Genomic DNA, 21,574 nt, shown 5'->3' with positions numbered 1-21,574 from the left:
GATCTGCGTCGCACCGCTTACGCGCTGCGCCGCGTCCGGGGCACGAGACCGATCAAACAAGAACGAGTAAATTGGTGCAGGGGATCGGCGTGGCAGAGATGGCTGTTCAGAGCGACGTAATCGACGACGCCGGACCGTATGACCGCGCCAAGGCCTTGAGCGCGTTCAAGCTCGGCGATGTCACCTTCTATTGGATCACCCGGCTCTCCGCGATCTCGGTTCTCCTCATCCTCGGCGGCATCATCCTGTCGCTGATCGTCGGCGCCTTTCCGGCGATGAAGGAATACGGCTTCGCGTTCCTGTGGACGCAGCGCTGGGCGCCCTCGGCGGATCCGCCCGTGCTCGGCGCGCTCGGGCCGATGTACGGTACGCTCGTTACCTCCTTCATCGCGATGCTGATTGCCATTCCCGTCGGTCTCGGCATTGCGATCTTCTTGACCGAGCTCTGCCCGCAATGGCTGCGCCGTCCGATCGGCATGGCAGTGGAGCTGCTCGCCGGCATTCCCTCGATCATCTATGGCATGTGGGGCTTCTTCGTGCTGGGCCCGTTCCTGGCCAACACCTTCCAGCCCTTCATGATCAAGATCTTCGACGGTGTCCCCGTGCTCGGCGCGATCTTCGCCGGCCCGCCCTCTTACCTCAGCCTGTTCAATGCCGCGCTGATCCTCGCCATCATGGTGCTGCCCTTCATCACCTCGATCTCGGTCGACGTGTTCAAGACGGTGCCGCCGGTGCTGAAGGAGGCCGCCTACGGGGTCGGCTGCACCACCTGGGAGGTCGTGCGCAGCGTGGTGATCCCCTACACCCGCGTCGGCATCATCGGCGGCGTCATGCTGGCGCTGGGCCGCGCGCTCGGCGAGACCATGGCGGTGACCTTCATCATCGGCAACTCGTTCCGCATCTCGTCCTCGATCTTCGCGCCGGGCACCACGATCTCGGCGGCGATCGCCTCCGAATTCGCCGAGAGCGACGGCCTGCACCAATCCGGCCTGATCCTGCTCGGCCTGCTGCTGTTCGTGCTGACGTTCTTCGTGCTCGCGAGCGCCCGGCTGATGCTGATGCGATTGGAAAAGAAGGCGGGGACCTGACGCCATGAACCCGATTTATGCGAGCCGCCGCCGCAAGGACATCGTCGTCCGCGGCCTCTGTATTGCCGCCGCCGCCTTCGGTGTCACTTGGCTGGCGCTGATCCTGATGACGTTGCTCTATAACGGGGTCTCGGGCCTGAATGTCGAGCTGTTTGCAGCAGACACGCCACCTCCGGGCTCGACTGAAGGGGGCCTGCGCAACGCGATCGTCGGTTCGATCATCATGACGGTGATCGGCGTCGGCATCGGCGCGCCGCTCGGCCTGTTCGCCGGCACCTACCTCGCCGAGTACGGTCGCAACGACAAGCTGACCTCGGTGATCCGCTTCATCAACGACATCCTGCTGTCGGCGCCCTCGATCATCATCGGCCTGTTCATCTACGGCGCGGTGGTGGTGCCCATGCGCGGCTTCTCGGCGATCGCAGGCTCGCTCGCGCTCGCCGTGATCGTTATCCCGGTGGTGCTGCGCACGACGGAGGACATGCTGCTGCTGGTGCCGAATGCGCTGCGCGAGGCGGCCTCGGCGCTCGGCCTGCCGCGCTCGCTGGTGATCAAGCGGATCGCCTACCGCGCCGCGCGCTCCGGCCTCATCACCGGCGTGCTGCTCGCCACCGCCCGCGTCGCCGGCGAAACCGCGCCGCTGCTCTTCACCGCGCTGTCGAACCAGTTCTTCAGTCTCGGCCTGAACAAGACGATGGCGAACCTGCCCGTGACCATCAACAACTTCGTCCAGAGCCCCTACGCCTATTGGAAGCAGCTCGCCTGGAGCGGTGCGCTGCTGATCACGCTCACCGTGCTTGCCCTGAACATTGGCGCCCGCATCCTCGGCGCCGAGAGGACCGCAAAATGACCGACCTGTCCGTATCCGTGAGCTCCAACGCTCATCTGGCCTCGCAGCAGCCGCTGCCGGAAGCGCCGGCAAAGGTGACGGTGCGCAACCTCAACTTCTATTACGGCGAGCACCACGCGTTGAAGAACATCAACCTGATGCTCGGCACCAACCGCGTCACGGCCTTCATCGGCCCGTCCGGCTGCGGCAAGTCGACCCTGCTGCGCATCTTCAACCGGATGTACGACCTCTATCCGGGCCAGCGCGTCACCGGCCAGTTGATGCTCGACCAGACCAACATCCTCGACCCCAAGCTCGACCTCAACCTGCTGCGCGCCCGCGTCGGCATGGTGTTCCAGAAGCCGACGCCGTTCCCGATGACGATCTACGAGAACATCGCCTTCGGCATCCGCCTCTACGAGAAGATCTCGAAGTCCGAGATGGACGACCGCGTCGAGAAGGCGCTGCGCGGCGGCGCGCTGTGGAACGAGGTCAAGGACAAGCTCAACGCCTCCGGCCTGTCGCTTTCCGGCGGCCAGCAGCAGCGGCTCTGCATCGCCCGCACCGTCGCGGTGCGGCCCGAGGTGATCCTGTTCGACGAGCCCTGCTCGGCGCTCGATCCGATCTCGACCGCCAAGGTCGAGGAGCTGATCCAGGAACTGTCGGAGAACTACACGATCGCGATCGTCACCCACAACATGCAGCAGGCGGCCCGCGTCTCCGACAAGACCGCCTTCATGTATCTCGGCGAGCTGATCGAGTTCGACGACACCAGCAAGATCTTCACGTCGCCATCCGACCGGCGTACGCAGGATTACATCACCGGCCGGTTCGGCTGAGGAGACGGAACATGGGTTCTGAACATACCGCAAAGGCCTTCGACACCGACCTCCAGGAGCTCACCCGTCTGGTCGCCGAGATGGGCGGCATCGCCGAGCGCATGATCGTCGATTCCGTCGATGCGCTGATCCGCCGCGACGTCGCGCTCGGTCAGCGGGTCGTCACCATCGACGCCGAGCTCGACACGCTGCAGAGGAAGATCGAGGAGCGCGCCGTGCTCACCATCGCGCGCCGCCAGCCGATGGCGGTCGATCTGCGCGAGATCGTCGGCGCGATGCGCGTTGCCACCGATCTCGAGCGCATCGGCGACCTCGCCAAGAACATGGGCAAGCGCGTCGCGGCGCTGGAGACCGACTTCCATCCGCTCAAGCTGTTCCGCGGCCTCGAGCACATGACCGACCTCGTGCAGCAGCAGGTCAAGTCGGTGCTGGACGCCTATGCGGCGCATGATCTGCCGGCGGCGATGGCGGTGTGGAAGGGGGACGAGGAGGTCGACGCCATCTGCACCTCCCTGTTCCGCGAGCTCCTCACCTACATGATGGAGGATCCGCGCAACATCTCGTTCTGCATCCACCTGATGTTCTGCGCCAAGAACATCGAGCGGATCGGCGACCACGCCACCAATATCGCCGAGACCGTGTTCTACATGATCGAAGGCCAGGCCATCACCGACAAGCGGCCGAAGGGCGACATGACGACGTTCGCCACGACGGTCCCGAACACCTGATTACGCAAGGAGCGACGACCCGATGGGCGCACGCATTATGGTGGTTGAGGACGAGGAAGCTCTGACCGAGCTTCTCCGCTACAACCTCGAAGGCGACGGCTATGACGTCGAGACGGTGATGCGCGGCGACGACGCCGACACCCGTCTCAAGGAGCACATCCCCGATCTGATCGTGCTCGACTGGATGCTGCCGGGGCTGTCGGGCATCGAGCTGTGCCGCCGGCTGCGGACGCGGTCCGACACCAAGCAGCTGCCGATCATCATGCTCACCGCGCGCGGCGAGGAGAGCGAGCGGGTGCGGGGGCTCGCCACCGGCGCCGACGATTACATCGTCAAGCCGTTCTCGGTGCCCGAGCTGCTCGCTCGCGTGAAGGGCCTGCTGCGCCGCGCAAGCCCCGAGCGGCTCGCAACCGTCCTCGCCTTCGGCGACATCGAGCTTGATCGCGAGAAGCGCCGCGTGGCGCGCTCGGGCCGGCCGATCGATCTCGGCCCGACCGAATATCGACTTTTGGAGTTCTTCCTCGAGCATCCCGGCCGCGTGTTCTCGCGCGAGCAGCTGCTCGACAGCGTCTGGGGCCGCGACATCTATATCGACGAGCGCACCGTCGACGTTCATATCGGCCGGCTGCGCAAGCTGCTCAATCTCGGCCGCGAGCAGGACCCCATCCGCACCGTCCGCGGTGCCGGCTATGCGCTGGACGATCGCTTTGCGAAGGCCGAGCAGACGTAGGTTTGCGCAGGTGAGTGCGTACGACGGCTGCGGCGGTCTCAGCCGTCGCCGACACCGAGTCCGTTGAGCCGTGATCGTGTCACGGCTGTCGTCGTTGTCAGCTAAATTCGTTCAGCTCACCGCGCGCCCGGCTTCGCCGGCGCACGCCGGCGATCGGCGGCCGGCTGATACGCAACCCGCGAGTGCTGGGCGCAGTAGGGCAGGCCGGACAGCGCCTTGCCGCCGCAGAAGAAGAAATCCGGGCTCGAGGGATCGCCGACCGGCCAGTGGCACGTGGCCTCGTTCAGCTCGAGCAGCGACAGCCGCTGGCTCATCGGCACCACGTTGTCGTAGGTGACGGGCTCTGCCTCGACCTCGACCTCGAAGGCCTGCGCCAGCGCGGTGTTGCCGCGCGCCATCGGCCGGCTCACCCGCATCATGTGCTGCGCGGGCCGCGCCTTGCGCGGCCGTGGAGCTGCCGACGTCGGGCTCTTGGCGCGGCCGGACAGGCCGAGCCTGTGCACCTTGCCGATCACGGCGTTACGGGTGACATTCCCAAGCTCGGCGGCGATCTGGCTGGCCGAAAGTCCGGCCTCCCAGAGCTTTTTCAGCTGCTCGACGCGATCGTCGGACCAGGTCAAAACCGTCATTGCACCCTTTCCTTCGCCGCGCGCCGCCATCTTCGGGGCGGCACGACGAATGCCTAAGTCTCGAAAAACCCGTGCCGTCAGAATCCCTTAAGGCTCGCCGGGCGCGCGAGATGCGCCCGAACGTTTACGCCGGTACATGAGGACTTCTGGGATCAGGACTGCTGCACGAGATGTCGTATCTGACAAGCCAAACGCTACAATATGGCGCGACTCACGCGCAAGAGTCCGCCGACTCGCTTCCACATGTTCCGTGGCGAAATTCCCGCAAAAACGCCACCGCAAGACTACGGAATCAGCGTTTCGCGAGGCTTTCCGGGCGGCATTGACACCGGTTTCACCAGGCCTAAGATAGTCGCGCGTGCCGCCCTTAAAAGGCGGCACGTTTCGTTTTCCGGGCCGGTCAATGGTGCGTTGCGCAATGCACCCTTCACCGTCCGCAACAATCAAGTGATCGTCATGACCAGCAGCGCAGCGCCGCATTTGCTCCCCGTTTTCGCCAGGGCCGACATCGGTTTTGAGCGCGGCGAAGGCGTCTGGTTGATCGCGACCAACGGCGATCGCTATCTCGATTTCACCTCGGGCGTCGCGGTGAATGCGCTCGGCCATGCCCATCCTGCGCTGGTCAAGGCGTTGCAGGAGCAGGCAACCAAGCTCTGGCACATGTCGAACCTGTTCCAGAGCCCTGATGGCGAGAAGCTCGCCGCGCGCCTGTGCAGCGAGAGCTTTGCGGACTTCGTTTTCTTCTGCAATTCCGGCGCCGAGGCGCTGGAGGGCGTCATCAAGCTGGTGCGCCACCATCACTTCTCCAAGGGGCACCCGGAGCGCTACCGCATCATCACGTTCGAGGGCGCCTTCCATGGCCGCACGCTGGCGACGCTCGCCGCGACGGGCTCTGCAAAATATCTCGAAGGCTTTGGTCCGCCGATGGACGGCTTCGACCAGGTGCCGCATGGCGACCTCGAGGCCGTCAAGAAGGCGATCGGTCCGCACACCGCCGGTATCCTGATCGAGCCGATCCAGGGTGAGGGCGGCGTGCGTTCGGCGCCATCAGGCTTTCTCAAGGCGCTGCGTCAGCTCTGCGATGAGAAGGGTCTGCTGCTCGCGTTCGACGAGGTGCAGACCGGCATGGGCCGCACCGGCGATCTCTTTGCTCACCGGCGCACGGGCGTCACGCCCGACGTGATGTCGCTGGCGAAAGCGCTCGGCGGCGGCTTCCCGATCGGCGCGATACTGGCGACCGCCGATGCTGCCGCCGGCATGGGCCCCGGCTCGCACGGTTCGACTTTCGGCGGCAATCCGCTGGCGATTGCGGCCGCGAATGCCGTGCTCGACGTCATGCTCAAGCCCGGCTTCTTCGACCACGTGCAGAAGATGTCGCTGCTGCTCAAGCAGAAGCTCGCCTCCGTGATCGACCGCCACCCAGATGTCGTCAGCGAAGTGCGCGGCGAGGGGCTCCTGATCGGCATCAAGGCCGTGGTGCCCTCCGGCGACCTGGTCGCAGCGCTCCGCAACGAGAAGCTGCTCACCGTCGGCGCCGGCGACAATGTCGTGCGCTTCCTGCCGCCGTTGATCGTCACCGAAGCCGAGATCGAGGACAGCGTCGTCAGGCTCGAACGCGCCTGCACGGCGCTGTCCGGCAACAAGCGGGCGGCAAGCTGATGAGCAAGTCACCCAAGCACTTCCTCGATATCAACGAGCTGCCGCTGTCGGAGCTCAAGAGCATGCTCGCGGCCTCCTCCGCCATGAAGGCGAAGCAGAAGGCGCATCAGCCGGTCAGGCCGCTCGAAGGCAAGACGCTGGCGATGATCTTCGAGCGGCCGTCGACCCGCACCCGCGTCTCGTTCGATGTCGCCATGCGCCAGCTCGGCGGCGAGCCCATCATGCTCACCGGCGCCGAGATGCAGCTCGGCCGCGGCGAAACCATCGCCGACACCGCGCGCGTGCTGTCGCGTTATGTCGATGCCATCATGATCCGCATCCTCAATCACGAGGCGCTGCTGGAGCTCGCGGCGAACGCCACGGTGCCTGTCATCAACGGCCTGACACGGCGCTCGCATCCCTGTCAGGTGATGGCAGATCTGATGACCTTCGAGGAGCATCGCGGCCCCATCGAAGGTCGGACGGTGGCCTGGACCGGCGACGACAACAACGTGCTGGCGTCCTGGGCCCATGCCGCCGAGCGTTTCAAGTTCAAGCTCAATGTCGCGACACCGCCGGAACTCGCTCCGAAGAAGGTGATGCGCGACTTCATCAAGGCCACCGGCGCATCGATCGTGATCGGTACCGATCCGGAAGCCGCCGTGAAGGGCGCCGATTGCGTCGTCACGGACACCTGGGTGTCGATGGGCGACAAGGAAGGCGAGCACCGCCACAACGTGCTCAAGCCCTATCAGGTCAATGCCAAGCTGATGTCGCTGGCCAAGCCAGATGCGCTGTTCATGCACTGCCTGCCCGCCCATCGCGGCGAGGAGGTCACCGACGAAGTGATCGACGGACCGCAATCGGTCGTGTTCGACGAGGCCGAAAACCGCCTGCACGCGCAGAAGGGCATTCTGGCCTGGTGCTTTGACGCGGTGAAGTAGAGCGGTGGCGCGGTGATGGGGTCGAGTCGATGACCCCATTCTCCGCTGTCATCCCGGACAAGCGCCGCATAGTGGCGCGGAGATCCGGGATCCATAACCAAAGGATTGAGGTTGGCGAGGACTCGGAGTTGTCATCTCGCGCGATGACGCGATCCTATGGTTATGGATCCCGGGTTCGCGCTTTGCGCGCCCCGGGATGACACTGTGTTTGTCGCACCCCTGTACGATCATGTCTGCACCCGGAACCGCACCGTCCCGCACCCCTTCCATTCCACCCCTCCCACCCCAGATAGAGCGCCATGGTTTCCCAATCCCCCGACATGAAAACCGGACCCGAGGGCCCGGTTCGCGCGCCTTCGGCGGTTCCGATCGACGATGCCGTGCTGCCTTACGAGGTCGACGCGCTCGACGTGCGCGGCCGCCTGGTGCGGCTCGGCCCCGCGCTCGACGACATCCTGACCAAGCACGATTATCCTGCCCCGGTCGGCAAGCTGCTCGGCGAGGCCATCGTGCTCACGACGCTGCTCGGCTCGGCGCTGAAATTCGAGGGCCGCTTCATCCTGCAGGCCCAGACCGACGGTCCGGTGTCGTTCCTGGTGGTGGATTATCAGGCGCCGGATCGCCTGCGCGCTTATGCGCGCTTCGATGCCGAGCGTCTCGGCGATGCCAAGGATTCCGGCGCGCTGCTCGGGCGCGGCCATCTCGCCATGACCATCGACCAGGGGCCTGACATGAGCCGCTACCAGGGCCTGGTCGCGCTCGACGGCGGCAGCCTGGAAGACGCGGCCCACGAATATTTCCTGCGCTCCGAGCAGATCCCGACGCGCGTGCGTCTTGCGGTCGGCGAGGAGTGGCGCTCGAGCGACGGTGGCAAGCATCGCTGGCGTGCCGGCGGCATGCTGATGCAGTTCTTGCCGAAGGCGCCTGAGCGCGCGCGGCAGGCCGACCTGCATCCCGGCGACGCGCCCGAAGGCGCCGAGGTGCATAGCATCGCCGAGGATGATGCCTGGGTCGAGGCGCGCTCGCTGATCGAGACGGTCGAGGACGTCGAGCTGATCGATCCCGATCTCTCCGGCGAGCGGCTGCTCTACCGCCTGTTCCACGAACGCGGCGTGCGCGTGTTCAACCCGCTTGTGCTGAAGGCGCAATGCTCCTGCTCGCGCGACGCGGTTGCGTCGATGCTGAAGAGCTTCTCGCCGGATGATCGCATCGCGATGGTCAAGGACGACAAGGTCGTCGTGACCTGCGAGTTCTGCAGCTCGGTCTACCAGTTCACGCCGCACGAGGCGGGCGTGGAGAGCGCCTAGGCGCCACGTACGTCATTGCGCACCATATACTTGGTGTCATCGCCCGACTTGATCGGGCGATCCAGTACTCCGAGACGGTAGCGATGAAATCGAGAGGCCGCGACGTACTGGATGCCCCGGTCAAGCCGGGGCATGACAGTTGTGGGTGCCGTCCGCTCTAGTTCAACACCCGCTTGTTGTCAGGGCTGTCGAGCGAGAACGTCGGCACCTCGATCTCGAAACGCTCGCCGGTCTCGCTGACCATCTGGTAGCGGCCGGTCATGAAGCCGGAGGCGGTCGAGAGCGGCACGCCCGAGGTGTATTCGAAGCGCTCGCCGGGGGCGAGGGTCGGCTGCTCGCCGACGACGCCTTCGCCCTTGACCTCCTGCTGCCGGCCGGAGGCGTCGGTGATGATCCAATGCCGCGTCTTGAGCTGCACGGTCTCCTCGCCGGAATTGGTGATGACGATGGTGTAGGACCAGAAATAGCGCGAGCGGTCGGCCGACGACTGCTCCGGAACAAAGTTCGGCTCGACGGTCACTTCGATCTGGCGGGTCACGGCGCGGTACATGGTTGCCATCATAACGAAATCCTCGCCCGGAACCAAATGCCGCGGGGGGCTTTGGCGACATCGTCCCGCCAGAATTAACGGGGAAGTACACCCCCAAGATACACCCGTATGTGATCCGGCCGCTTTGCGAGGCGGCGACCGGACCGATACACTCCCTTGAAACGTCGCGATTTGCGGAAGGGTTTTTGGGCCCCGATGACCATTGCCGATCAAGTGACGGGATCGATCGCAGGAACCGCAAGCGCCAACCCCGCGGGTGCCAAGCCCATGGAGGCGAAGCTGCGTGCGCCGGCGATCACGCTGCCCGCCATCGGCGAGCGCGAGCTCAGGCTCGACCTGTTTCGCGGCCTGGCCCTGTGGCTGATCTTCATCGACCATCTGCCGCCGAATTTGCTGACCTGGTTCACGATCCGCAATTACGGCTTCAGCGACGCCACCGAGATATTCATCTTCATCTCCGGCTACACCGCCGCGTTCGTCTATGGCCGCGCCATGCTGGAGAACAGCTTCGTGGTCGCCACCGCGCGCATCCTGCGCCGGGTCTGGCAGATCTATGTCGCCCACGTCTTCCTGTTCACGATCTTCCTCGCCGAGATCTCCTATGTGGCGACCAGCTTCGAGAACCCGCTCTACACCGAAGAGATGGGGATCATGGATTTCCTCAAGCAGCCCGACATCACCATCGTGCAGGCGCTGCTCTTGCGCTTCCGTCCCGTCAACATGGACGTGCTGCCGCTCTATATCGTGCTGATGCTGGCGCTGCCGCTGATCCTGTGGTCGATGAAGTGGAAGCCGGACGTCACGCTGGCGCTGTCGGCCCTGCTCTACGCTGCGACGTGGGAGTTCGACCTCTACTTCTCGGCCTATCCGAACGGCTTCTGGGCGTTCAATCCGCTGGCATGGCAATTGCTGTTCGTGTTCGGGGCCTGGTGCGCGCTCGGAGGTGCGCGACGCATGTCGCGCATTCTCGCCTCCCCGGTGACGATGTGGATCTCGATTGCCTATCTCGTCGCAGCGTTCTGCGTGACGCTGACCTGGTACGTGCCGCAGCTGTCGCACTTCATGCCGAAGCGGCTCGAGCAGTGGATGTATCCGATCGACAAGACCGACCTGGACGTGCTGCGCTTCACGCATTTCCTGGCGCTGGCGGCGCTCACCGTGCGCTTCCTGCCGCGCGAGTGGCCGGGCCTGAAATCGCCGTGGCTGCGGCCGCTGATCCTGTGCGGCCAGCATTCCCTGGAGATATTCTGTCTCGGCGTCTTCCTGGCCTTTGCCGGCCATTTCATTCTGGCCGAGGTCTCCGGTGGACCGGCCATGCATGCGCTGATCAGTCTCGCCGGAATCCTGATCATGTGGGCGGTGGCTTGGGTGATTTCGTGGTACAAGCGCGTGGCTGACAAGAGCGGTGCGAAAACCAAAAACGCCGTCGGCAACGCCGATCTGGCGGGAGGGGGCTGATGAAGGCGAAGGTACTCCTGAGCCTGATCCTGCTGTGCGGTGGCCTCGCCGCGCCGTCGGCGCGCGCCGAGGATGCTGCGCCTGCTGCTCCGACCCTGCCCGCGGCGTGCGAATTGCCGTCCTACCTGCTGACAAGCGAAAGCCAGCTCCACAAGGTCGCCGACACCGTCAAATCAGGCAAACCGCTCGAAATCCTGGTCGTCGGAAGCCGCTCGACGACCATTCCGTCGTCGGAGAGCAGCTCCTATCCGGCGCGCATGGAGGCGATCCTCAAGGAGAAGCTGCCGCCGTCGGAGGTCGTGCACGTCTCCGTAGAAATACAGAGCAAGAAGACCGCGGAGGAGACTGCCGGAAGCTTCGTTAAGCTGATGGAAGCAAAAACGCCTACTTTGGTGATCTGGCAGACCGGGACCGTGGATGCTATCCGATCCATCGATCCCGACGAGTTTCGCAACGCGGTGACCGAAGGGGTCGCTGCGTTGCAAAATGCAGGGGCTGACGTCGTCTTGATGAATTTGCAGTACAGCCCCCGCACCGAAACCATGATCTCGGCGCCGCCTTATCTTGATAATATGCGGGTGGTGGCGCAGGAGCATGATATCCCGCTGTTCGACCGTTTCGCGATGATGCGGCAGTGGAATGATCAGGGTCAGTTCGACCTGTTCAGCCCGACCCGCGGCCCAGAGCTGGCGAAGCAGGTCCATGATTGCATCGGCCGGGCGTTGGCACAGTTCGTGATCGACGCCGCCCATCTGGGGCCGGCCGAGCAGCAAAATTGAGGTCTAGCGTTAATGAGTTCTCTCCGCCCTTTTTGCCTGTCGACACGGCTGGCTGCGCCCGCAGCGGCGGCGCTGCTGATGCTGATGCCCATCGTGCAGACACCCGCTCGCGCGCAAGCCGCGCAGACGACAGCTGCTCCACAGCAGGCGGCTGATCCCGCTCCGCCGTCACCGTCCCAGACGACCGTCGCCGCAACCGGCCAGCCGGCAGGCGAGCAGCGCGGTCTCACCTCGCGCGCCATCGACAAGGTGAAGCAGGTCGCGAAATCCGCCGGCGATATTTTCAGCCGCGTGCCCTGCCTGTCGCCGAAGGGCGTCTCGAAGACCATGGGCTCCTTGCCGCATGTCGCGAACAAGCTCATTGCCGGCAAGCCCGTCGTGATCGTCGCGTTCGGCTCGTCCTCGACCGCGGGATTTGGCGCGAGCTCGCCGGACTTCAATTACCCGAACCGCCTCGCCGCGCAATTGCGTCGGCAATATCCGACCGCCGATATCACCGTCATCAATGCCGGTGTCGGTGGCGAGGACGCGCCCGAGATGATGAAGCGCCTCCAGAAGGAGGTGATCGACGTGCATCCTGACATGGTGATCTGGCAGGTCGGTACCAATGCCGTGCTGCGTAACCTCGATCCCGGCGATACGGCGAAAACAGTGGAAGAAGGCATCAGCCGGATCCAGGCCGCCGACGAGGCCGACATCGTGCTGGTCGATCCGCAATATTCACCTGCCGTCAACAAGCGCGCCGAGAGCGCGGGCAAGATGGTGAAGCTGCTCGGCAAGGTCGCCGAGCTGCGTCACGTCGGCATTTTTCCGCGCTTCGAGGTGATGCGCGACTGGCACGAGAAGCAGGCGCTGCCGGTCGAGAGCTTCGTCATCGCCGACGGCCTGCACATGAACGATTGGGGCTATGCCTGCTTCGCCCAGTTGCTCGGCGACGACATCATCCGCTCGGTCGGCCAGATCAAGCTGGGCGTCAACGTGCCGGCGGATGTGCGGACCTATCGGCCGATGTAGGCACGGGTGCCGTAGGTGGGCAAAGGCGCAAAGCGCCGTGCCCACCACCTCGTCATCGTAATCGAGGATGGTGGGCACGCTGCGCTTTGCCCACCCTACAAGAACTCGTTTCTCACGCCTTCTCCAGCGCCGCGGTCAGATCCTCGATCAGATCATCCGGATGCTCGAGCCCGGCCGAGAAGCGAATGAATCCCTCGCCGATCCCGAGCTCGGCGCGTACCTCGGGCTTCAACCGCTGATGTGTCGTCGTCGCCGGATGGGTCACGAGGCTCTTGGCATCGCCGAGATTGTTCGAGATCTTCGCGAGCTTGAGCTCGTTGAGCACGCGGAAGGCCGCGGCCTTGCCGCCCTTCACCTCGAAGCCGACCAGCGTCGAGCCGCCCCGCATCTGCTTCTTGACCAGTGCCGCCTGCGGATGATCCTCGCGGCCGGGATAGACCAGCCGCGCAATCTTTGGATGGCTTGCCAGCACGTCGGCGATGCGCGCGGCGGTGTCGGTCTGCGCGCGCACGCGCACCCCGAGCGTCTCCAGTCCCTTGAGCAAAACCCAGGCGTTGAACGGCGAGATCGACGGGCCGGTCTGGCGCATGAAATTGTGGATGTGCTCGGCGATGAAGGCTTCCGACGACAGGATGATGCCGCCGAGGCAGCGGCCCTGGCCGTCGATATGCTTGGTCGCGGAGTAGACGACGACGTCGGCCCCGAGCGCGAGCGGGCTCTGCCAGATCGGCGTTGCGAACACGTTGTCGACGATCAGCCGCGCGCCGGCCTGGTGCGCGATCTCGGCAATGCCAGGAATGTCGAGCACGTCGAGCGTCGGGTTGGTCGGGCTCTCCAGAAAGAACGTCTTGGTATTGGGTTTCGCCGCCCGCTGCCATTCGTCCAGATTGGCACCGTCGACCAGGGTGGTCTCGATACCGTAGCGCGGCAGCAGGTCCTGCAACACATAGAGATTGGAGCCGAACAGCGCGCGCGACGCCACCACGTGATCACCGGCCTTGAGCGGCGCCAGGATCGCCGTCGTCACTGCCGCCATGCCGGTCGCAGCCGATCGCGCGGCCTCGGCGCCTTCGAGCTCGATCATGCGGCGCTCGAACATTGCGATCGTCGGGTTCGAATAGCGCGAGTAAATGAAGCCGGGGTCCTCGCCCTTGAACCGCGCCTCGCACTCCTCGGCGCTGTTGTAGACGTAGCCCTGCGTCAGGAACAGCGACTCCGACGTCTCGCCATATTGCGAGCGCAGCGTGCCGGAATGGACCAGACGGGTTTCGGGGCGGTAAGCAGCAGGCGACTTCGACATAGGACCCTCCGATATGACCGTCTCGTCAAAAACGGTCACAAAAAAAACCGGCCTGGATATCTCCACGGGCCGGGATCACAGAGGTCCCCGGCCTGTTTAGCGACTTATTTAACGTGGCTGCAAGCCGGCCGGCTCAAATCACCACGGGATAAGTGATGCTCATATTCCGCAATGCCCTTTCCGTCAAGGCGTCCATCGGATAGCCGTAAATGCTGGTATTTTCGCATGTCCGGATGCGTTTGCCCCCTGACGAGGATTCCCGGTTGAGTTTCACGGTCGCCGCCGACGCCAATGGTATCCTGCCCGACCGCATGATCGCGGCGATGGCGGAAGAGGGCCTTATCCTGCCCGCCTACGATTTCGTCGAAAGCCAGATCCAGCCGGCGAGCCTCGATCTGCGCCTCGGCGACATCGCCTATCGCGTGCGCGCGAGCTTCCTGCCCGGTCCCGGCGCCACCGTCGCCGAGCGCATCGACCAGTTGAAGCTGCACGAGTTCAGCCTCGCCGACGGCGCGGTGCTGGAGACCAACTGCGTCTACATCGTGCCGCTGCTGGAGAGTCTCGCGCTGCCGCCGGAGATCGTCGCTGCCGCGAACCCCAAAAGCTCCACCGGCCGCCTCGATGTCTTCACCCGCGTGATCGCCGATGGCACCCGCCGCTTCGACATGATCGGCGCCGGCTATCACGGTCCGCTCTACGCCGAGATCAGTCCGAAGACGTTCCCGGTGCTGGTGCGCGAGGGCTCGCGCCTCAGCCAGGTGCGCTTCCGCACCGGCGATGCCATCCTCACTGCCGACGAGCTCGATGGCCTGCATGCCGCCGAGCGCCTGGTCGATGTCGACGATGCCGATCTCACGGGCGGCGTCGCCGTCTCCGTCGATCTCTCCGGCGAGAAGGGCAGTGGCTTCGTCGGCTATCGCGCCAAACGTCACACCGGCGTCGTCGATGTCGATCGTCGTTCGGGCTATGCGGTGGAAGATTTCTGGGAGCCGATCTCGGCGCGCCCCGACGGCAGCCTGATCCTCGATCCCGGTGAGTTCTATATCCTCGCCTCGAAGGAAGCGGTGCAGGTGCCGCCCGATTATGCCGCGGAGATGGTTCCGTTCGATCCGCTGGTCGGCGAGTTCCGCGTGCATTACGCCGGATTCTTCGATCCCGGCTTCGGCTATGCAGGTGCCGGCGGGCAAGGATCGCGCGCCGTGCTGGAAGTGCGCTCACGCGAAGTGCCGTTCATCCTCGAGCACGGCCAGATCGTCGGCCGCCTCGTCTACGAGAAGATGCTGTCTCGCCCCGATGCCATGTACGGCCAGCGCATCGGTTCCAACTACCAGGCGCAGGGCCTGAAGCTGAGCAAGCATTTCCGGGTGTAGTGTGAGCCTCGCGCTCCGCTGTCATTCCCCGCGAAAGCGTCGCGAAAGCGGGGAATCCAGTACGCCGCGGCTTCTCGACTTGATCACCGCCGTCTCGGAGTACTGGATCGCCCGATCAAGTCGGGCGATGACACCGAATTTGTGTCAGGATGTATGAAATCCAACGAGGTCTCGCCATGACCGATCAACTCGACGCACACATCCTCAACGACGTCGCCGACGCGCTGATCTATTCGGATCGCTCCGGCACCATCATGCGATGGAATCGCGCATCCGCCGCACTGTTCGGCTTCGCGGCAGACGAAGCGCTCGGCCAGAATCTCGATCTGATCATCCCCGAGCATCTGCGCGCCGCGCACTGGAAGGGCTTTGAGGCCGCGCTCGCCAGCGGTACGATGAAGCTTGCGGGCAAGCCGACGCTGACCCGCGCACTGCACAAGAGCGGACGCAAGCTCTACATCGAAATGACCTTCGCGCTGGTGCGTGACGCGGGCGGCAACGTGCTCGGATCGGTCGCGATGGCGCGCGACGTCACCGAGCGCGTCGAACGCGAGCGCGCCGCCAAAGCTTCGTAAAATTGAAGCTTCGCTAAACTAAGGCTCCGCAATCGGGCCGTCGCAAAATTCGTGATGCGGAGTTGACCCAGGACCGCAATTCCACGGTCCGAAATGCGCTGCCGCAGAGCACGCCTGCACCTGACGCAGGAGGAATCGGCGGCCGGCGTGCTAACAATTGCCGGACGCGCCTTTCGCGCGAGTGAATTGATTAGCACACCTATGCATTGCCGCGCCGCAGATGGCGCATTTGCCCGGGAGACGAAATGACGGACATCGCCGAGATCCCGGTCGATGAGCAGGAACGTCCGCTGCCGCCGTCCCCGCGCCCCGTGCGGAGTGCGCTGACCGACGGGCCGATCCTGCGCACGCTGCTGGGGCTCGCCTGGCCGAACGTCGTCGCGCTGTCCGCCGGCACCTGCGTGGTGATCGCGGAGACCTCCTATATCGGACGTCTCGGCGTCGAAGCGCTGGCCGCGATGGCGCTGGTGTTTCCGACCGTGATCCTGACCATGACGATGTCGGGCGGCGCCATGGGCGGTGCCGTAGCTTCCGCCATCGCACGCGCGCTCGGCGCCGGCGACCGCGAGCGTGCTGGGACGCTGGCCGCGCATGCACTCCTGATCGGCATCACCTTCGGTCTCGTGTTCATGCTGGGCATGCTGATCTTCGGGTCCCAGGTGCTCACCATGCTCGGCGGGCGCGGCAATGTGCTGACTCATGCGATCGCCTACACGCAGGTGTTCTTCGGCGGGGCGGTGCTGCCCTGGCTGCTCAACACCATGGCCGGCGTGCTGCGCGGCACCGGCAACATGAAGCTGCCGTCGCTGTTGATCCTCAACTCCGCGGTCTGGCAGATCGTGCTCGGCGGCACCTTGGGCCTCGGGCTCGGACCCGTCCCGCAGCTCGGCATGCGCGGCGTCGCGGCCGGTGCGCTGATCGCCTATTCCATGAACATCTGCATCATGGGCTGGTATCTGTTCTCGGGCCGCGCGCGCGTCGTCCCCAAGCTGCGCGGGCTTCGCATCCAATGGGCGATGTTCTTCGACATCCTGAAGGTCGGCGCCATCGCCTGCTTCTCGCCGCTGCAATCGGTGCTGACGATCTCGATCTTCACCCACTTGCTGGCGAAGTTCGGTACCGCGATCCTTGCCGGCTACGGCATTGGCGCGCGGCTGGAATTTCTGCTGACGTCGATCGCGTTCTCGTTCGGCATCGCCTCCGTGCCGATGATCGGCATGGCGGTCGGCGCCGGCCGCATCGCCCGTGCCCGCCGCATCGCCTGGATCGCGGGCGCGAGCGCCTTCGTTGCCGTCGGCACGCCCGCCTGCCTCGTCGCACTGTTCCCCGATCTCTGGGTCAACATCTTCACCGACAGCGCCAATGTGCGCGCGACCAGCCATCAATATCTGTCGACGGTGGCGCCGTTCTACGCCTTCATCGGCCTCGCCTCGACGATGTACTTCTCGTCGCAGGGAGCGGCCAAGGTGATCGGTCCGGTGCTGGCGCAGACCGCGCGGCTGATCTACATCGCGACCTGCGGCTGGTGGCTGTCGACGCACGAAGCCACCGCGCAAAACTTCTTCTGGCTCGCCGCAAGCTCGATGGTCGTGCTCGGCCTGCTCTCGAGCTCCAGCGTGGTGCTGACCCGCTGGGGGCCGCGCGAGACGAAGCCGGCGGTTCGTCCGGTGCTCTCGGCCGCCGATTAGCGGTTCCTGTGGCGGCGATGGCCGCCACAGCTGACCTCGGGGGATCGGACAAGGCTAGCCCGACGGAAACGCCTTGTGCATGGCAGTCACGGCCGCCTTGGTCTGCTCCTGCACGTAAGGGGCAAGCTCGTTCGGCAGCATGTCGATGATCCAGACCAGGCGACATTTCGCCTCGCCATCGGCAATCACCTGCACCGAGGCGCTGTAATGCTTCAGCCGTTCGCTGTTGATCGCATAGACCAGCCGCTGCCGCGAATCGTCGCAATCGACTAGGGTCTCGCGCGCCACCGAGCCGTTGGCGAAGGTGACGATGCGCGCATCGCCGTCGAGCTCGCAAGCGGTGACGAATCCCGGCACCAGCCGCCGAGGCAGCGCGCCGAAATCGCGCACCGCATCCCAGACGTCGCGGGCCGGGGCGGGGAGGGCGATGTCGTTGTGGATGGAGGCCATGTTGTTCCTCTGGAGAAAGATCCCGTAGGGTGAGCAAAGGCGCACCTGCGCCGTGCCCACGACCTATTGCTGTTTGCACGTGATGGTGGGGACGCTACGCTTTGCCCACCCCACGAAATTTTGCGTGTGGCGATCACTCACGTACAAACCGCCTCGATGTTGTTGCCATCAGGGTCGATCAGGAACGCCGCGTAGTACGTCGGGCTGTAATCCTTGCGCGGCCCGGCGCCGCCATTGTCGCGGCCGCCGCTCTTCAGACCTTCGCTGTGAAACGCCTTCACCGCATCATGATTCCCGGCGCGAAATGCGATATGCGCGCCGTCGGCCTTGCGGCCCTTGTTCAGATGCAGCCAGAGCGCCGGCTCGCCCTTCGGCCCGAAGCCGGCATAGCCGTCGCCGCTCGAGCACAGCACGTAACCCAGCGGCGCCAGCACGGCGGTGTAGAAACGCGTGGCGGCGTCGAGGTCGGCAACGCGCAGCCCGATATGGTCGTACATGGTCATCTCCATTGCAAAGCGCGCCGCAAGCGGCGTGCGCCGAAGACGACCTTAGTCAGTTGAGGGCGAGCGGCTCTTGGAGAATCTTGCGCCTGCCCTTCGAGGCCTGCCGGAACCTGGTCGGCGACACGCCGGCGGCGCGATGGAAGGTGCGGACGAAATTGGAGAGGTCGCCGAACCCGACATCATAGGCGATGTCGGTCACCGCGATGTCGTCCTCCGTGAGCAGGCGCGCCGCATGCCGCAGCCGCGAGCGCACCAGATATTGATGCGGCGTGACGCCGAGCACGTTGGAAAACAACCGCAGGAAATGGAACGAGCTCAGCCCTGCCAGGCGCGCGATCTGTTCGAGATCGACCTCGGCATGGGAGTTGTCGTCGATCCACAACGCGGCCTCCACCGCGCGGCGGCGGTCGCGCGCCATCGTCGTCATCTTTTTGCGCGGCGTGCCCGAGACTATCTCGACAAAGCGGGCGGCCAGAAGCTGCCCGATCTCGTCGAGGCCCAGATCGCTGTTGCCATCTGCCGCGGCTTGCGCGAGCTCGCCCAGCACCATCAGCGCGGGCAGCGGCGGCGTCGCGCCGACCTGCCAGGTCTCGCGCCGCCCGCCGAGAGCATCGACGAGCTCCTCGCTGAGGAAGAACGACAGGCAGACATCGCCGCAGACGTGCTCATGCGTGCAGGTGTATTCGTCGCCGGGCGCACCGACCAGCAGCGAGCCCGCCACCAGCTCGAAGAAGCCGGCGCGGCAATGGCAGCCGAAGCTTCCCGCGCGGACATAGGCGATGGAGTGGCCGGTGCGACACTCGGCAAACGGCTGGTCGTCCGGTCCCGCGTCGCAGCGAAACTCGGAGACCGTCATCGCGTCTGACGTCAGCAGCGTGGTCGCATCCATCCCCGGTATTTAGGAGGGCGCGCGCGGCGGAGCAACGGGCAGCAGCACATCGAACAGCGTCTTGCTGGCAATCGGATGGGCGCCTTCGAGCGACAAGAGACGTCGCTTCGAGATCACCCCGCCGTAAGGCGAGATCCTGTCGGCGTAGCCGCCCGCTTCCAGCACCCGGTGGCAGGGCACGATGATCATGTAGGGATTCCGGGAGATGGCCTGCGCCACCGAATGCGCCGCGCCCGAGGCGCCCAGCGCCTTGGCAATCTCGTGATAGGTCCGCGTCTCCCCGCGCGGGATGGTGCAGGCATATTCATAGACGCGCCGGTTGAAGGCCGACACGCCGCCGGCATCGAGACTGACGTCGGAAAAATCGGGATCGCTGCCTTGCAGCAAGGTCACGATGCCCTCGATCGCCAGCTCGGTGTTGAGCGGCGGCGCCTGCTCGCGCGCCTCGGGATGGACCTGGAAAATCCGGCGGCGGGTGTCGATCTCCCGCGCCTCCGGCAATTGCACGGCCACTACGCCGGAATTGCTCCAGACGATGCCGCAGCGGCCGATCGCCGTGTCGAAAATTGCGTAAGCGCGCCCCACCATGCACACGCCCCACTCAGTGCACGTTTCTTCCCCAAGGCTCGATCATAACACTGCCACAATCCGGCGCACCCAAAATCTTGCCGGGACGTTAACATCGGTACGGCCTGACGCGCCAAAGCTCTTGGCGCCGGACACCGTCTCGGCTAATCAGGATGAGTGCGCGATACGCGCATCGGGCGGGCGTAGTTCAATGGTAGAACGGCAGCTTCCCAAGCTGCTACGTCGCTGGCTCACAATGCACCGTGGTTCACCATAGGTGCCTGTGACAGAAGGCTTTTCTCTCGGTACGACTAGGCATCGGTTGCCACTGTAAACCGCGGCGACACGAACTTGCCGGTGCCTAGAGGTGCCTAATGAAAGCCAATCTGACTGACGTAAGCCTTCGCGCACTCAAACCGCCGCCGAAAGGGCAGCTTACGGTCTGGGACAAGACTAGTCCGCTCGGCGTACGCGTTTCCCAAGGGGGATCAAAAACGTTCATTCTCATGATCGGAAGCGGTAAGCGCCGCACGCTCGGCCGCTTCGGTATAGTGACACTCTCGAAGGCACGCGAGGAAGCGCGACGCATCCTTGCAGAAAAGACGCTTGGGATTACAGCACCGGTCGTTAAGACGGGTGTGCTGTTCGACGTTGCAGTGACTACCTTTATCGAAGATCACTACCAGAGCAAAAAACCAAGGACGAAACACGAGGCGAAGCGTCTGCTTACGACAAAGTTTCCACTGCTCAGCATGAAACTGCTTTCAGAGATCACCGACGAGCACATAAGCGCGGATCTGAAAAAACTTGCCGATACCCCGAGTGAACGGCTCCATGCATTCCGCGTGCTTCGCGTGTTCTTCAAGTGGTGCATGAGGCCGCCGCATCGGTACATCAAGCATAGCCCTCTCGATGGCTATCCAGTCCCAGGCAAAGATAAGAAAGGAAAGCGCATCCTGTCGGACGACGAGCTTCGCAAGGTCTGGAATGCTTGCGAGGGGATGTTTGGAGACATGATCCGTCTACTTATTCTCTGGGGCTGCCGGAATGGCGAAATTGGTCGTCTAATGCCTCAATGGATAGAGCGCGACATACTGACCATACCTGGGGAGTTCACGAAGAACGGCCGCGCGCATGCAATTCCGATTTTACCGATAGCGCGCGCTATTCTCGATCGTAACAAGACGAACGCGCGCTACTATTTTCCTGGGCGTTTGATTGACGACCATTTCAAGGATGGCTCCTGGGGAAAATTCAAAAAGGAACTCGACAAGCGCTCGGGAGTGAGTGGCTGGCAGATACGAGATCTTCGCCGGACATTCCGGTCGATGCTCGCGCGGTTCAAGGTGCCGCGCGAGATTGCAGAGATAGCGCTCAATCATGTGACCGGGGCAGGGCGTAACGATCTCGACGAGATCTATGATCGGTACGATTATTTGAGCGAGAAAAAAGATGCTCTTACAAAAATCGAAAGCTACGTAACAAATCTACTTAATAGTCACTCGCAGCAGACTGTAAGCGATATTCGCTCAAACCAGTCTTTCACACTCACGCCGAGGTCCGCGAACAGTTTTCACATTTGGGAACCGTGACCAAGGATGCTGTCGCGATGGCCATCGCCAAGCATATACCGGCCTTTGAGCGATTTCTCCCACGTCCGCGCAAACCCTGGCAGAGTGAGGACGCCAGAATGGGCATC

At 64.1% G+C, this 21,574-nt stretch carries 22 protein-coding genes, 1 tRNA gene and 1 riboswitch; of the genes, 16 read left to right on the top strand and 7 right to left on the bottom strand.

What is annotated here, in order from left to right; translation table 11 throughout:
* Positions 1–98: 98 nt before the first annotated feature.
* From pstC to phoB, 5 genes are read left to right on the top strand one after another with little or no spacing between them, the layout of a single operon-like run.
* Positions 99–1,088, top strand: coding sequence for a phosphate ABC transporter permease subunit PstC (gene pstC, locus X265_RS34495; RefSeq protein ID WP_164938938.1), 990 nt, complete (start codon positions 99–101; stop codon positions 1,086–1,088).
* A gap of 4 nt (positions 1,089–1,092) precedes the next feature.
* The gene (pstA, locus tag X265_RS34490; RefSeq protein WP_128968874.1) at positions 1,093–1,938 is read left to right on the top strand and encodes a phosphate ABC transporter permease PstA; all 846 of its coding nucleotides are present in this window, start codon (positions 1,093–1,095) and stop codon (positions 1,936–1,938) included.
* Entirely contained in the window at positions 1,935–2,756 is an 822-nt protein-coding gene (gene pstB, locus X265_RS34485; protein WP_128968873.1) for a phosphate ABC transporter ATP-binding protein PstB, read from the top strand. The genes pstA and pstB overlap by 4 nt, the downstream gene beginning before the upstream one ends.
* 11 nt (positions 2,757–2,767) lie before the next feature.
* Complete coding sequence (gene phoU / locus X265_RS34480) at positions 2,768–3,484, top strand: phosphate signaling complex protein PhoU (protein ID WP_128968872.1); 717 nt, start codon at positions 2,768–2,770, stop codon at positions 3,482–3,484.
* Between the two features lie 22 nt (positions 3,485–3,506).
* Positions 3,507–4,214: a phosphate regulon transcriptional regulator PhoB gene (gene phoB, locus X265_RS34475; RefSeq protein WP_092289108.1), complete on the top strand. Its 708-nt coding sequence runs from the start codon at positions 3,507–3,509 to the stop codon at positions 4,212–4,214.
* Positions 4,215–4,330: 116 nt separating this feature from the next.
* Here phoB and X265_RS34470 read toward each other — a convergent pair whose 3' ends face one another.
* A complete protein-coding gene (locus X265_RS34470) occupies positions 4,331–4,843 on the bottom strand; it encodes a GcrA family cell cycle regulator (protein ID WP_128968871.1) in 513 nt (170 codons plus the stop codon).
* Positions 4,844–5,299: 456 nt separating this feature from the next.
* On the opposite strand from X265_RS34470, the gene X265_RS34465 reads away from it, so the two are divergent.
* The 3 genes from X265_RS34465 to X265_RS34455 all read left to right on the top strand — a co-directional run bounded on the left by X265_RS34465 (position 5,300) and on the right by X265_RS34455 (position 8,732).
* The gene (locus X265_RS34465; protein WP_164938937.1) at positions 5,300–6,502 is read left to right on the top strand and encodes an aspartate aminotransferase family protein; all 1,203 of its coding nucleotides are present in this window, start codon (positions 5,300–5,302) and stop codon (positions 6,500–6,502) included.
* Positions 6,502–7,425 (top strand): ornithine carbamoyltransferase, encoded by a 924-nt coding sequence (gene argF, locus X265_RS34460; protein WP_128968870.1) that lies wholly within the window; start codon positions 6,502–6,504, stop codon positions 7,423–7,425. The genes X265_RS34465 and argF overlap by 1 nt, the downstream gene beginning before the upstream one ends.
* Before the next feature lie 299 nt (positions 7,426–7,724).
* The gene (locus tag X265_RS34455) at positions 7,725–8,732 is read left to right on the top strand and encodes an Hsp33 family molecular chaperone (RefSeq protein ID WP_128968869.1); all 1,008 of its coding nucleotides are present in this window, start codon (positions 7,725–7,727) and stop codon (positions 8,730–8,732) included.
* 157 nt (positions 8,733–8,889) lie between these two features.
* On the opposite strand, the gene apaG is transcribed toward X265_RS34455, so the two are convergent.
* Positions 8,890–9,282, bottom strand: coding sequence for a Co2+/Mg2+ efflux protein ApaG (gene apaG, locus X265_RS34450; protein ID WP_164939076.1), 393 nt, complete (start codon positions 9,280–9,282; stop codon positions 8,890–8,892).
* Between the two features lie 195 nt (positions 9,283–9,477).
* On the opposite strand from apaG, the gene X265_RS34445 reads away from it, so the two are divergent.
* The 3 genes from X265_RS34445 to X265_RS34435 are packed head-to-tail and all read left to right on the top strand — an operon-like array spanning position 9,478 to position 12,533.
* Complete coding sequence (locus X265_RS34445; protein ID WP_128968867.1) at positions 9,478–10,740, top strand: OpgC domain-containing protein; 1,263 nt, start codon at positions 9,478–9,480, stop codon at positions 10,738–10,740.
* Positions 10,740–11,519 (top strand): SGNH/GDSL hydrolase family protein, encoded by a 780-nt coding sequence (locus X265_RS34440; RefSeq protein ID WP_128968866.1) that lies wholly within the window; start codon positions 10,740–10,742, stop codon positions 11,517–11,519. Before X265_RS34445 ends, X265_RS34440 begins: the two co-directional genes overlap by 1 nt.
* A 12-nt stretch (positions 11,520–11,531) precedes the next feature.
* Positions 11,532–12,533, top strand: a complete 1,002-nt coding sequence (locus X265_RS34435; protein WP_128968865.1) for an SGNH/GDSL hydrolase family protein — start codon at positions 11,532–11,534, stop codon at positions 12,531–12,533.
* A gap of 112 nt (positions 12,534–12,645) precedes the next feature.
* Here X265_RS34435 and X265_RS34430 read toward each other — a convergent pair whose 3' ends face one another.
* Entirely contained in the window at positions 12,646–13,833 is a 1,188-nt protein-coding gene (locus tag X265_RS34430) for an O-succinylhomoserine sulfhydrylase (RefSeq protein WP_164938936.1), read from the bottom strand.
* 75 nt (positions 13,834–13,908) lie between these two features.
* Positions 13,909–13,988, bottom strand: a riboswitch (SAM riboswitch).
* A 78-nt stretch (positions 13,989–14,066) separates the two neighbouring features.
* Here X265_RS34430 and X265_RS34425 point away from each other — a divergent pair.
* From X265_RS34425 to X265_RS34415, 3 genes are all read left to right on the top strand, one after another.
* On the top strand, positions 14,067–15,203 hold the full coding sequence (locus tag X265_RS34425; protein WP_128969512.1) for a 2'-deoxycytidine 5'-triphosphate deaminase: 1,137 nt from the start codon (positions 14,067–14,069) through the stop codon (positions 15,201–15,203).
* Between the two features lie 176 nt (positions 15,204–15,379).
* Entirely contained in the window at positions 15,380–15,778 is a 399-nt protein-coding gene (locus X265_RS34420) for a PAS domain S-box protein (protein WP_128968863.1), read from the top strand.
* A gap of 245 nt (positions 15,779–16,023) precedes the next feature.
* Positions 16,024–17,466 carry an MATE family efflux transporter gene (locus X265_RS34415; protein WP_128968861.1) on the top strand — a complete coding sequence of 481 codons (1,443 nt, stop codon included), beginning with the start codon at positions 16,024–16,026 and terminating at the stop codon, positions 17,464–17,466.
* Between the two features lie 54 nt (positions 17,467–17,520).
* Here X265_RS34415 and X265_RS34410 read toward each other — a convergent pair whose 3' ends face one another.
* From X265_RS34410 to X265_RS34395, 4 genes are all read right to left on the bottom strand, one after another.
* Complete coding sequence (locus X265_RS34410; RefSeq protein ID WP_128968859.1) at positions 17,521–17,916, bottom strand: SRPBCC family protein; 396 nt, start codon at positions 17,914–17,916, stop codon at positions 17,521–17,523.
* A 137-nt stretch (positions 17,917–18,053) separates the two neighbouring features.
* Entirely contained in the window at positions 18,054–18,413 is a 360-nt protein-coding gene (locus X265_RS34405; protein WP_164938934.1) for a VOC family protein, read from the bottom strand.
* Positions 18,414–18,468: 55 nt separating this feature from the next.
* Entirely contained in the window at positions 18,469–19,308 is an 840-nt protein-coding gene (locus X265_RS34400) for a helix-turn-helix domain-containing protein (protein WP_128968857.1), read from the bottom strand.
* 9 nt (positions 19,309–19,317) lie between these two features.
* A complete protein-coding gene (locus tag X265_RS34395; RefSeq protein ID WP_128968856.1) occupies positions 19,318–19,896 on the bottom strand; it encodes a methylated-DNA--[protein]-cysteine S-methyltransferase in 579 nt (192 codons plus the stop codon).
* A 178-nt stretch (positions 19,897–20,074) separates the two neighbouring features.
* On the opposite strand from X265_RS34395, the gene X265_RS34390 reads away from it, so the two are divergent.
* Together X265_RS34390 and X265_RS34385 are read left to right on the top strand one after the other, a co-directional pair.
* A tRNA-Gly gene (locus X265_RS34390) sits at positions 20,075–20,149 on the top strand.
* Between the two features lie 100 nt (positions 20,150–20,249).
* On the top strand, positions 20,250–21,467 hold the full coding sequence (locus X265_RS34385; RefSeq protein WP_128968855.1) for a tyrosine-type recombinase/integrase: 1,218 nt from the start codon (positions 20,250–20,252) through the stop codon (positions 21,465–21,467).
* Positions 21,468–21,574 lie beyond the last annotated feature (107 nt).

Origin of the sequence: Bradyrhizobium guangdongense (genome assembly GCF_004114975.1) — a bacterium.
Lineage (GTDB): Bacteria > Pseudomonadota > Alphaproteobacteria > Rhizobiales > Xanthobacteraceae > Bradyrhizobium > Bradyrhizobium guangdongense.
This window is presented reverse-complemented; position numbering and strand designations above follow the sequence as displayed.

Coding starts and splice junctions, on each gene's coding strand:
- pstC (WP_164938938.1), top strand. CDS start 99: ATGGCTGTTCAGAGCGACGTAATCGACGACGCCGGACCGTATGACCGC.
- pstA (WP_128968874.1), top strand. CDS start 1,093: ATGAACCCGATTTATGCGAGCCGCCGCCGCAAGGACATCGTCGTCCGC.
- pstB (WP_128968873.1), top strand. CDS start 1,935: ATGACCGACCTGTCCGTATCCGTGAGCTCCAACGCTCATCTGGCCTCG.
- phoU (WP_128968872.1), top strand. CDS start 2,768: ATGGGTTCTGAACATACCGCAAAGGCCTTCGACACCGACCTCCAGGAG.
- phoB (WP_092289108.1), top strand. CDS start 3,507: ATGGGCGCACGCATTATGGTGGTTGAGGACGAGGAAGCTCTGACCGAG.
- X265_RS34470 (WP_128968871.1), bottom strand. CDS start 4,843: ATGACGGTTTTGACCTGGTCCGACGATCGCGTCGAGCAGCTGAAAAAG.
- X265_RS34465 (WP_164938937.1), top strand. CDS start 5,300: ATGACCAGCAGCGCAGCGCCGCATTTGCTCCCCGTTTTCGCCAGGGCC.
- argF (WP_128968870.1), top strand. CDS start 6,502: ATGAGCAAGTCACCCAAGCACTTCCTCGATATCAACGAGCTGCCGCTG.
- X265_RS34455 (WP_128968869.1), top strand. CDS start 7,725: ATGGTTTCCCAATCCCCCGACATGAAAACCGGACCCGAGGGCCCGGTT.
- apaG (WP_164939076.1), bottom strand. CDS start 9,282: ATGTACCGCGCCGTGACCCGCCAGATCGAAGTGACCGTCGAGCCGAAC.
- X265_RS34445 (WP_128968867.1), top strand. CDS start 9,478: ATGACCATTGCCGATCAAGTGACGGGATCGATCGCAGGAACCGCAAGC.
- X265_RS34440 (WP_128968866.1), top strand. CDS start 10,740: ATGAAGGCGAAGGTACTCCTGAGCCTGATCCTGCTGTGCGGTGGCCTC.
- X265_RS34435 (WP_128968865.1), top strand. CDS start 11,532: ATGAGTTCTCTCCGCCCTTTTTGCCTGTCGACACGGCTGGCTGCGCCC.
- X265_RS34430 (WP_164938936.1), bottom strand. CDS start 13,833: ATGTCGAAGTCGCCTGCTGCTTACCGCCCCGAAACCCGTCTGGTCCAT.
- X265_RS34425 (WP_128969512.1), top strand. CDS start 14,067: ATGCGTTTGCCCCCTGACGAGGATTCCCGGTTGAGTTTCACGGTCGCC.
- X265_RS34420 (WP_128968863.1), top strand. CDS start 15,380: ATGACCGATCAACTCGACGCACACATCCTCAACGACGTCGCCGACGCG.
- X265_RS34415 (WP_128968861.1), top strand. CDS start 16,024: ATGACGGACATCGCCGAGATCCCGGTCGATGAGCAGGAACGTCCGCTG.
- X265_RS34410 (WP_128968859.1), bottom strand. CDS start 17,916: ATGGCCTCCATCCACAACGACATCGCCCTCCCCGCCCCGGCCCGCGAC.
- X265_RS34405 (WP_164938934.1), bottom strand. CDS start 18,413: ATGTACGACCATATCGGGCTGCGCGTTGCCGACCTCGACGCCGCCACG.
- X265_RS34400 (WP_128968857.1), bottom strand. CDS start 19,308: ATGGATGCGACCACGCTGCTGACGTCAGACGCGATGACGGTCTCCGAG.
- X265_RS34395 (WP_128968856.1), bottom strand. CDS start 19,896: ATGGTGGGGCGCGCTTACGCAATTTTCGACACGGCGATCGGCCGCTGC.
- X265_RS34385 (WP_128968855.1), top strand. CDS start 20,250: ATGAAAGCCAATCTGACTGACGTAAGCCTTCGCGCACTCAAACCGCCG.